General features: G+C 72.9%; 9 protein-coding genes. All 9 read left to right on the top strand.

What is annotated here, in order from left to right; genetic code table 11:
* Nucleotides 1–44 precede the first annotated feature (44 nt).
* Nucleotides 45–626 carry an Ig-like domain-containing protein gene (locus AC1MIR_RS05635; protein ID WP_480027207.1) on the top strand — a complete coding sequence of 194 codons (582 nt, stop codon included), beginning with the start codon at nt 45–47 and terminating at the stop codon, nt 624–626.
* 16 nt (nt 627–642) lie between these two features.
* Nucleotides 643–2,505 carry a GAF domain-containing protein gene (locus AC1MIR_RS05630; protein ID WP_480027206.1) on the top strand — a complete coding sequence of 621 codons (1,863 nt, stop codon included), beginning with the start codon at nt 643–645 and terminating at the stop codon, nt 2,503–2,505.
* A 60-nt stretch (nt 2,506–2,565) separates the two neighbouring features.
* A complete protein-coding gene (locus AC1MIR_RS05625) occupies nt 2,566–4,716 on the top strand; it encodes a PqqD family peptide modification chaperone (RefSeq protein ID WP_480027205.1) in 2,151 nt (716 codons plus the stop codon).
* Nucleotides 4,713–6,692 (top strand): preprotein translocase subunit SecA, encoded by a 1,980-nt coding sequence (locus tag AC1MIR_RS05620; RefSeq protein ID WP_480027204.1) that lies wholly within the window; start codon nt 4,713–4,715, stop codon nt 6,690–6,692. Before AC1MIR_RS05625 ends, AC1MIR_RS05620 begins: the two co-directional genes overlap by 4 nt.
* 63 nt (nt 6,693–6,755) lie before the next feature.
* On the top strand, nt 6,756–6,956 hold the full coding sequence (locus AC1MIR_RS05615) for a DUF4089 domain-containing protein (RefSeq protein WP_480027203.1): 201 nt from the start codon (nt 6,756–6,758) through the stop codon (nt 6,954–6,956).
* Nucleotides 6,953–8,350 carry an AtzE family amidohydrolase gene (locus AC1MIR_RS05610; protein ID WP_480027202.1) on the top strand — a complete coding sequence of 466 codons (1,398 nt, stop codon included), beginning with the start codon at nt 6,953–6,955 and terminating at the stop codon, nt 8,348–8,350. Before AC1MIR_RS05615 ends, AC1MIR_RS05610 begins: the two co-directional genes overlap by 4 nt.
* Entirely contained in the window at nt 8,351–8,722 is a 372-nt protein-coding gene (gene hpxZ / locus AC1MIR_RS05605; protein WP_480027201.1) for an oxalurate catabolism protein HpxZ, read from the top strand.
* Between the two features lie 33 nt (nt 8,723–8,755).
* Complete coding sequence (locus AC1MIR_RS05600) at nt 8,756–9,739, top strand: zinc-dependent alcohol dehydrogenase family protein (RefSeq protein WP_480027200.1); 984 nt, start codon at nt 8,756–8,758, stop codon at nt 9,737–9,739.
* Nucleotides 9,740–9,835: 96 nt separating this feature from the next.
* On the top strand, nt 9,836–10,205 hold a 370-nt coding region (locus AC1MIR_RS05595), incomplete at its 3' end, for a host attachment protein (RefSeq protein WP_480027199.1).

Genomic DNA, 10,205 nt, shown 5'->3' with positions numbered 1-10,205 from the left:
GCTACCCCGTCGTGCACGAGCATGGCTAAAGCTCGCCCGCGACGGTGCACATCCTGGTGGTCGGCCGTAACAACGCGCGGGGCGCGGCCGCCGATGCCGCCGCCGCGACCTCCACGGCGCCGATCGTGATCGACGTGCTCGCGAATGACAGCGACGTGGACACCGGCGCGGTGCTCACGCTGCTGGAGGCGCAGACGACGAGCCGTTTCGGCGCGGCCGTCGGCATCAACCCGGACGGCACGCTCACCTACGACCCTACCGCCTCCGCCACGCTGGCCGCGCTGGCGCCGGGCGCGGTGCGCACCGACCGCTTCACCTACACGATCACCGACGAGCAGGGCGCGCGCCGCAGCGCGGTGGTGACGGTGACAGTGACGGGCGCCGCGCCGGCACCCGCAGCCTCGACGCTGCTGCTGAGCCAGGCGCCGGCGGCGAAGCGCAGCGCGTTGGAGACCCCCGATGAGGAGGAGTTCGTGGTGGATCTCGCCGCGGAATTCTCCGGCTTCGAGGCGCCGGTCCAGGCGGCCGGGGGCGTCTCCTCCTGGCAGGTCGGCTTCGTCGCCGAAGGTGCCCAGCCCGAGGATCCGAATCGCGACATCGAAGTCGTGATCGGCCAGGTGGCCTGAGCGGAGGGGTCGCGCGATGTCCTTCGCCGAAGAGATCGGGCGCACTGGCGGGACGGAGCCGAAGCTCCGCCTCGTCGCGCAGACGGATGGGGAGGCCGCGCTCTGGGCCTCCTTCGCCGGCGCGAAGCAGGCCAGCGAATTCTGCAACGCCTGGCTCGCCATCCAGTGCCGCAACGTGCCTGATGTGCAGGCCGGGCTGCTGCTGCTGCAGGAAGGCCGCGGGCGCTTCACGCCGGCCGCGATCTGGCCGGACCGCGCGCGCGACGTCACGCATCTCGCCAAGACCGCGCAGCAGGCGCTGGCCGAGAAGCGCGGCGTCGTGCTGGCCGGCCGCGATGGCGCCTCCGAAGTCGCCTATCCGCTGGAACTCGACGGCGCCGTGCATGGCGCGGTGGTGCTGGAGCTGCGCGCCAGCGGCGCCGCGCTGCAGGCGGCGCTGCGCCAGCTGCATTGGGGCGCGGGCTGGCTGGAGACGCTGTTCCGACGCCGCCAGGCCGGCATGGATGCGGAGCAGCTGCGCCGCACCGCCGTCGCCCTCGATGTCGCCGCCGTCGCCGGCGAGCATGCGCGGCTGCATGCGGCGGCCGTCGCCGTCGCCACCGATCTCGCCACGCGGCTGAACTGCCGCCGCGTCTGCCTCGGCCTCGCGCGGCATCGCGGCGCGCGGCTCGTCGCCGTCTCCCACACCGCCTGGTTCGAGGAGAAGGCGCAGACCGTCGCCGCGATCGAGGCGGCGATGGAGGAGGTGCTGGACCAAGACGCGGCCGTGCTGCTGCCCTCCCTGCCCGAGACCGCGCGGCGCGTCGCCGTGGCGGCGACCGAGCTCGCCCGCCTCTCCGGCGCGACGGCCGTGGCGTCCATCCCCCTCACCGCCGGCCCGCGCACCATCGGCGTGCTGACATTCGAGCGCGAGGGCGACGCCTTCGACGCAACGACGCTGCGCATGCTGGAAGCGGTCGGCCATGCGCTCGGCCCGCTGATCGCGGCCAAGGCCGAGGGCGAGAAGCTCGTCACGGGCCGCATCGCGACCATGGCCGGCGATGCGCTGCGCGCCGTCTTCGGCCCGCGCCGCCCGGCGCTGAAGCTTGCGCTCGCCGCCGCGCTGGCGCTCGGCGCCTGGCTTGCGGTGGCGACCGGCGAGTTCCGCGTCGCGGCGAAGGCGGCGATCGAGGGATCGGTGCAGCGCGCCGCCGTCGCGCCCTTCGAAGGATTCGTCGCCACCGCCCCGGCTCGTGCCGGCGACGTAGTGGAGGAAGGCCAGGTGCTCGCCACGCTCGACGACCGCGAGCTGAAGCTGGAAGCCGCGCGCTGGCGGGCGGAGCGCGAGCAGCAGCTGCTGCGCTACCAGGAGGCGCTGGGCAAGCAGGACCGCGCCCAGGCGCGCATGCTGGCCGCGCAGGTGCGCCAGACCGAAGCGCAGCTCGCGCTGGTGGAGGGCAAGCTGGCGCGCGCCCAGATCCGCGCGCCCTTCAGCGGCATCGTCGTCTCCGGCGATCTCTCTCAGCAGCTCGGCGCGCCGGTCGAGACCGGGAAGGTGCTGTTCGAGATCGCGCCGCTCGATGGCTTCCGCGTGGTCCTGCAGGTGGATGAGCGCGACATGCGCTACGTGGCGGAAGGGCAGGGGGGCGAGCTGGTGCTCACCGGCCTGTCGGGCCGGTCCTTCCCCGTGGCGGTCAGCAAGGTGACGCCGGTCGCGAATGTGCAGGACGGACGCAACGTGTTCCGCGTCGAGGCCGCCGTCACGGATCCCGCGGCCCGGCTGCGCCCGGGGATGGAGGGCGTCGCGAAGCTCTCCGTCGAGGACCGCTCGCTGGTCTGGATCTGGACGCGCAGCCTGGTTGACTGGGTGCGCATGAGCCTGTGGACATGGCTGCCGTGAGCATGACATCTCCCTCCCCCGCATGCGGGGGAGGGTCGGGGTGGGGGCAGAGCGCGCGCCATGGCCGCTGACGCCTTCCTCAGCCCCGAATGGCACCGCGTCGCGCGCCTCAAGCCGCGGCTGCGCCCGCATGTGAAGATCCACCGCCACCGGTATCGCGGCCACACCTGGTACGTGGTGCAGGACCATGCCTCGGGCCGCTACCACCGCTTCAGCCCCTCCGCCTATCAGCTCGCCGGCATGATGGACGGCCAGCGCACGGTGGACGAGCTGTGGAAGGTGCTGGTGGACCAGCTCGGCGACGAGGCGCCGACGCAGACCTCCGTGGTGAACCTGCTCTCGCAACTGCATTCGGCGGACCTGCTGCAGACCGACGTCGCCGCCGACCCGAAGGAGATGCTGCAGCGCCGCGGCAAGCAGAAGCGGCGCAAGCTGCTCGGCCGCGCCGGCAATCCGCTGGCGGTGAAGTTCCCGCTCTGGGACCCCGATCGCTTCCTGCTCGCGACGCTGCCCTTCGTGCAGCCGCTGATGTCGAAGTTCGGCGCGCTGCTCTGGCTGCTGATCGTCGGCGCCGGCGCGGTGCTCGCCGGCATGCACTGGCCGGAACTGACGGCGAACCTCGCGGACCGCGTGCTCACGCCGGACGGGCTGCTGATGGTGGCGATCGTCTTCCCGCTGCTGAAGCTGCTGCACGAGATGGGCCACGCCTATGCCACGCGCGCCGGCGGCGGCGAGGTGCACGAGATGGGCGTAATGCTCATGGCGCTCGCCCCCGTGCCCTATGTGGACGGCACCGCCTCGGCCGCCTTCCGCAGCAAGTGGCGGCGCGCGGGCGTCGGCGCGGCGGGCGTGATCGTGGAGGCCTTCGTCGCCGGCCTCGCCATGGTCGCCTGGACGCTGCTGGAGCCCGGGCTGCTGCGCGCGCTGTGCTTCAACGTGATGCTGGTCGCCGGCGTCTCCACCGTGATCTTCAACCTCAACCCGCTGATGCGCCTGGATGGCTATTTCATCGCCTGCGACCTGCTGGAGATCCCGAATCTCGGCGGCCGCGCCAACAAGTGGTGGGGCTGGATCGCGGAACGCAGGCTGTTCGGGGCGGATGTGGAAGAACCCAGCGCGACCCCGTGGGAGCGCTTCTGGTTCGTGCTATACGCGCCCGCCGCCTACGCCTGGCGCATCGGCGTGCTGTTCGGCATCGCCTTCTTCGTGGCGGAGCGTTTCTTCGTCATCGGCGCGCTCGTCGCCATCGCCGGCATCGTCATGGGCCTCGTGTGGCCGATGGCGAAGGCCTTCTGGCATGTCGGCACCAGCCCGAAGCTGCAGCTGAAGCGCGGCCGTGCGATGGCGATCACCTTCGGCGGCCTGGCCGCCGCCGCCTTCCTGCTCGCCGTCGTGCCGGCGCCGCTTCGCACCACCTCCGAAGGCGTGGTCTGGCTGCCGGAGGAGGCGATCGTGCGCGCCGGCGGCGACGGCTTCATCCGCGCGGTCGCCGTCTCGCCCGGCAGCCAGGTGGGCAAGGGCATGCGGCTGGTGGAGGCCGAGCATCCGGACCTCGTCGCGGAGCTCGCCGTGCTGCGCACCCAGATCGAGGCGCTGCGCGCGCGCCTGGATTCCGAGCAGTTCACCAACCGCGTGCAGGCCGGCGTCACCCAGCAGGAGATCGCGCTCAAGACGCAGGAGCTGGCGCGCACCGAGGAGAAGCTCGCGGCGCTGGAGGTGGTCAGCGGCGCGGAGGGCACCTTCCGCGTGCCGCGCGCCGGCGACCTGCCGGGCCGCTACGTGAAGCGCGGCGACGTCATCGGCTTCATCACGCCGGAAAGCGCCTCCCTGGTGCGCGTCGTCGTGCCGCAGGCCGACATCGAGCTGGTGCGCGAAAGGCTGGACGAGGTCGAGATCAAGCTGCCCGGCCGAGTCTGGGAACCACTCTCCGCGCATCTGGTGCGGGAGGTCCCGGCCGCCTCCGACCGCCTGCCGAGCCGCGCGCTCGCGGTCGAGGGCGGCGGCCGCTTCGCCTCCGATCCCGCCTCCGGCGGCGAGTCGCCGCGCACGCTGCAGCGCCTGTTCCAGTTCGACCTCGCCCTACCGGAGGGGCTGGTGCGCGAGGCCTATGGCAGCCGCGTCTTCGTGCGCTTCGACCATGGCTGGGAGCCGCTCGGCGCCCAGTGGTGGCGCCGCGGCCGCCAACTGGTCCTTGCGCGACTGCAGCTGTGAGCCACGAACGGCTCAAGCCCTGGCGCACCGAGGAACGCCAGTCCGGGCCGTATCCCGAACGCGCCGAACGCGATCCCAACCTCGCCGACCGCGCGCTGATGGCCTGGGGCGAGGTGACGGCGCGCAGCCTCGGCCATCGTCGCCGCATGCTCGAGAAATTCTGCGACCGCGTGGACGCGGCGGAAGCGGAGGTAACGCCGCTGAGCGACGATCGCCTGAAGGACGCCGCGCAGGCGCTGCGCCCGCTTTTTCTCCGCCACGGCCTGCGCGACGACCTGCTGGTGCGCTGCTTCGCGCTGGCCCGCGAAGGCAGCCGCCGCGTGCTGGGCAAGCGCCACTACCGCGTGCAACTGATGGGCGGCCGCGCGCTGGTGGAAGGCTGGCTCGCGGAGATGGCGACGGGCGAGGGCAAGACCATCACCGCCGGCCCGCCAGCCATCGCCGCCGCGCTCGCCGGCCTGCCGGTGCATGTCGTCACCGTCAACGACTACCTGGCCGAGCGCGATGCGGAGATCGTGCGCCCGCTCTACGAGATGTTCGGGCTGACGGTCGGCATCTGCCGCCACGGCCAGAAGCCGGACGAACGCCGCAAGGCCTATGAGGCCGACATCACCTACGGCGCCAACAAGGAGATCGCCTTCGACTACCTGCGCGACCGCATCGCGCTCGGCCATCGCCGCGACCGCGCGGGGCGCGCCGTGCAGGCGATGCTGCGTGACCGCTTCGCCCAGCCGCTGCTGCTGCGCGGCCTCGGCTTCGCCATCGTGGACGAGGCCGACAGCGTGCTGGTGGACGAGGCGCGGACGCCGCTGATCATCTCCGCCGAGGTCGAGGGCGACGACGAGGCCGCGACCTATGCGCTCGCGCTCGAAGTCGCCTCCCGCCTCACCGAGGGCCAGCATTACGAGTTGCTGCCTGCCCGCCGCCTGATCCGCCTGACGGAAGCCGGCAAGGCGCGCGTGGAGGAGGATACGCGCCTGCGCGGCGGCCTCTGGGGCATCCGCCGCGCGCGGGAGGAGCTGGCCGAGCAGGCGCTGTCCGCGCTGCATCTCTTCCTCCGCGGCCAGCAATATGTCGTGGCCGAGGGCAAGGTGCAGATCGTGGACGAATACACCGGCCGCATCGCCGATGGCCGCACCTGGGAACGCGGCCTGCACCAGCTGATCGAGCAGAAGGAAGGCGTGGAGCTGACCGGCAGGCGGGAGACGCTGGCCCGCATCACCTATCAGCGCTTCTTCCGCCGCTACCTGCGCCTCTCCGGCATGACGGGCACGGGCTGGGAGCTGGCGGGCGAGCTGCGCGCCGTCTACGGCCTGCCCATCGCGCGCATCCCCACCAACAAGCCAAGTCGCCGCCAGGATCTCGGCGCGAAGTTGTTGGGCGACATGGCGTCGAAATGGGACGCCGTGGCGGAGGCCGCGCGCAAGGTCAGCGCAACGGGCCGCCCCGTGCTGATCGGCACGAAGAGCGTCGAGGCCTCGGAGGCGCTGTCGGAACGCCTCGCTGCGCGCGGCCTGGCGCACACCGTGCTGAACGCCCGCTTCGACAAGGAGGAGGCGGAGATCGTCGCGCGCGCCGGCGAGCGCGGCCGCATCACCGTCGCCACCAACATGGCGGGCCGCGGCACCGACATTCATCTGGGCGAAGGCGTGGAGGAACTCGGCGGGCTGCATGTGATCGTCGCCGAGTATCACGACAGCCCGCGCATCGACCGCCAGCTGATCGGCCGCGGCGCGCGGCAGGGCAATCCCGGCAGCTTCGAGGCGATCGTCTGCCTGCAGGACGAGCTCTTCGCGAAATTCGGCGGTGGGCGGCTCGGGCATGTCGCGCGCGCGGTGCCGGGCGGCGGCGTCGCGCTGCTCAGGCGCGTAGCGCAATGGCGCGCCGAGGCGATGAACGCCGCGACGCGACGCCAGACGCTGCGCTCGGACACCGAGACGCGCAAGCAGCTCGGCTTCGCGGGGGCGCCGGAGTAGCCCTTTTCGCCGGGCCGGCGCTTCGGCAGGATGCTGCGGCGCACAAGCGAACGGACCGGCCCCATGACCACCCCGCCCGAGCCCGATCTCGAGACCTATGCACGCCAGGCCGCCGCGCTGATCGGCCTGACGCTGCACGACCGCCATGTGCCCGGCATCGTCCAGAACCTGCGCGTCGCCGCGCGCGCCGCGGCGGTCGTAGACGGCGTCGCGCTCGGCCCGACCGACGAGCCCGCCCCGGTCTTCGTCGCCGCGCCGCGATGAACGCCGCCGCCACCGCCGCCGCGATCCGTTCAGGCCGCCTCAGCGCGAGCGAGGCGGTCGAACAGACGCTCGCCGCCATCGCTGCGCGCAGCCCCGCAATCAACGCCTTCACCGCCGTCACCGCCGAACGCGCGCGCGCGGAGGCGAAGGCAGTGGACGCCGCCATCGCCGCGGATCGCAGCCCCGGCCCGCTCGCCGGCGTGCCCTTCGCCGCGAAGAATCTTTTTGACGTCGAAGGCGTTGTCACGCTCGCCGGTTCGACCATCGAGCAAAGCGCGCCGCCGGCCTCGCGCGACGCCTTCCTCCTGCGTCAGCTCCGCGCCGCGGGCGCGATCTGCGTCGGCGCGCTGAACATGGACGAATATGCCTTCGGCTTCACCACCGAGAACACGCATTACGGCCCGGCGCGCAATCCGCACGACACGACGCGCATCGCCGGCGGCTCCTCCGGCGGCTCGGCAGCCGCCGTCGCAGCGGGGCTGGTGCCGCTTTCGCTCGGCAGCGACACCAACGGCTCGATCCGCGTCCCCGCCTCGCTCTGCGGCATCTTCGGGCTGAAGCCGACCTATGGCCGCCTCTCGCGCCAGGGCGCGTATCTCTTCGCCGCGAGCTTCGACCATGTCGGCCCCTTCGCGCGCGACGTCGCCGACCTCGCGCTGGCCTACGACGCGCTGCAGGGCAGCGACTCCCATGATTCCGTGCAGCAGCGCCGCGTGAAGGAGCCGGTGGCGCCCCGCCTCTCCGCCGGCACGAAGGGCCTGCGCATCGCGACCCTCGGCGGGCACTTCGCCGCCAACGGCCTCCCGGAATGTTTTCGCGCCGCGGAGATCGTGGCGCGCGCGCTGGACGCGACCGCGCGGGTCGAGCTGCCGTTTGCCGCGCAGGTGCGCGCCGCCGCGGTGATCATCACCATGGCGGAAGGCGCGAACCTGCACCTGCCGGACCTTCGCACGCGCCCCGACGATTTCGACCCGATGACGCGCGACCGCTTCCTCGCCGGCGCGCTGCTGCCCGCGCATTGGCTGACGCAGGCGCAGCGCCTCCGCGCCGCCTTCCGCGACCAGGCGCTGGCGCTGTTCGAGGAGGCGGACGTGCTGATCACCCCCGCCACGCCCTTCGCCGCCACGCCGATCGGCCAGGACATGATCGAGATCGACGGCGCCGCCATCCCGCTGCGCCCTGCGCTCGGCGCCTTCAGCCAGCCGATCTCCGCCATCGGCCTGCCGGCGATGGTCGTGCCGCTGGCCGATCCCGCCGCCGCCGGCACCGCGAACGGCCTGCCCATCGGCGTGCAGCTCATCGCCGCGCCCTGGCGCGAGGATCACCTCTTCCGCGTCGCCGCCGCGCTGGAACAGGCCGGCGTCGTCGCCTCACCCAGCCCGCCGGAGCGCTGAATGGAGATCAACCACCCCGAGACCCATGCCGAGGTCTCGGCCGCCTTCGCCCGCTACGAGCAGGCGCTGGTGACGAACGACGTCGCCGTGCTGGACGAGCTGTTCTGGGACAGCCCGCACACTATCCGCTACGGCGCCGGCGAGAACCTCTACGGCTCCGCCGAGATCCAGGCCTTCCGGGCCGCGCGGCCTTCCGTCGGCCTGGCGCGCGAACTGGATCGCACCGTCATCACCACCTACGGCCGCGACTTCGCCACCGCCAACACGCTGTTCCACCGCAACGGCAAGGTCGGGCGGCAGAGCCAGAGCTGGGTGCGCCTGCCGGGCCTCGGCTGGCGCGTGGTTGCCGCGCATGTGAGCATGCTGGCCTGACACGCGCCGGCGGCGGCGTGCCATGCTGCGGGCATGCGCGCGATGCTGCTCCGGCGGGCGCCCGGGCGCCTGGAATGCGCCGCGGTGCCGGACCCGAAGCCCGGCCCCGGCGAGGTGCTGTTGCGCGTCGCCGCCTGCGCCGTCTGCCGCACCGACCTGCATGTGGTGGATGGCGAACTGCCCGGCATCCGGCCGGACCTGATCCCCGGCCATGAGATCATCGGTCGGGTCGAGGCGCTCGGGCCGGGCGTGGCGCGATTCGCGATCGGCGACCGGGTCGGCGTGCCCTGGCTCGGCTTCGCCTGCGGCACCTGCCGCTTCTGCCGCGCGGGGCGCGAGAATCTCTGCCCCGAGGCGCGCTTCACCGGCTACCAGCGCGATGGCGGCTATGCCGAGCTCACCGTCGCGGATGCGCGCTTCTGCTTCCGGATCCCCGACGCCTACACGGATCAGGCGGCCGCGCCGCTGCTCTGCGCCGGGCTGATCGGCTTTCGCGCGCTGCGCCTGGCCGGCGATGCCCGGCGCCTCGGCCTCTACGGCTTCGCGGCGGCGGCCCATATCGTCGCCCAGCTTGCCCGTCATGAGGGGCGGGAGGTGCTGGCCTTCACCCGCCCGGGCGATACGGCGGCGCAGGGTTTCGCCCGCTCGCTCGGCGCGTCCTGGGCCGGCGGCTCGGACCAGGTGCCGCAGGCGCCGCTCGATGCCGCCATCATCTTCGCCCCGGTCGGCGCGCTGGTGCCGGCCGCGCTGCGCGCGGTCGCGCCGGGCGGCACGGTGGTCTGCGCCGGGATCCACATGAGCGACATCCCCGCCTTCCCCTATGCGCTGCTGTGGCAGGAGAGGGTCCTGCGCTCCGTCGCCAACCTCACCCGCGCCGATGGCGAGGCCTTCCTGGCGCTTGCGCCGCAGGTGCCGGTGCGGACCGAGACGGAGGCCCTGCCCCTCGGCCAGGCGAACGCGGCGCTGGACCGGCTGCGCGCGGGGGAGGTTCGCGGTGCCTTCGTCCTGATCCCTTGATGCGTGTCATGGCATGCAGTGCCCGGCGGTGCTGCCCTGCCCTTGGGAAACGCGGGCGAGCCTGCGTTGCCGAATGCGGATGAGAAGGAGGATGCCATGCCGGCGGAAATCGAGTGGGCCCTGGTTGCGGATGCGCAGCATGCCCGCGTCTTCGAGCGCCAGGCGCCCTTTGGGCGCTGGCAGGAGCGCACCGAGGCCGCCGAGGAGATCCACAACCGCCCCTCGCATGAGCGCGGCACGGAGCGGCCGGGGCGCGCGCATGAAAGCGTCGGCACGGCGCGCCATGCGATCGAGCCGAAGACGGATCCGCACCGCGCCGCCAAGCAGGCCTTCGCGGGCCACCTGGCCGCGCGGCTGGAGGCCGGGGCGGGCAGCTATCATCGCCTGCTGCTCGTCGCCCCGCCGGCCTTCCTCGGCGACCTGCGCGCGGAACTCGGCGATGCCGCGCGGGCGAAGCTGCGCGGCA

The organism is Falsiroseomonas sp. RANM36, from assembly GCF_056682175.1.
This window is presented reverse-complemented; position numbering and strand designations above follow the sequence as displayed.

What these genes read in the sequence shown, in the direction of transcription:
- AC1MIR_RS05630 (WP_480027206.1), top strand. Translation starts at nt 643, where the DNA reads ATGTCCTTCGCCGAAGAGATCGGGCGCACTGGCGGGACGGAGCCGAAG.
- AC1MIR_RS05625 (WP_480027205.1), top strand. Translation starts at nt 2,566, where the DNA reads ATGGCCGCTGACGCCTTCCTCAGCCCCGAATGGCACCGCGTCGCGCGC.
- AC1MIR_RS05615 (WP_480027203.1), top strand. Translation starts at nt 6,756, where the DNA reads ATGACCACCCCGCCCGAGCCCGATCTCGAGACCTATGCACGCCAGGCC.
- AC1MIR_RS05610 (WP_480027202.1), top strand. Translation starts at nt 6,953, where the DNA reads ATGAACGCCGCCGCCACCGCCGCCGCGATCCGTTCAGGCCGCCTCAGC.
- hpxZ (WP_480027201.1), top strand. Translation starts at nt 8,351, where the DNA reads ATGGAGATCAACCACCCCGAGACCCATGCCGAGGTCTCGGCCGCCTTC.
- AC1MIR_RS05600 (WP_480027200.1), top strand. Translation starts at nt 8,756, where the DNA reads ATGCGCGCGATGCTGCTCCGGCGGGCGCCCGGGCGCCTGGAATGCGCC.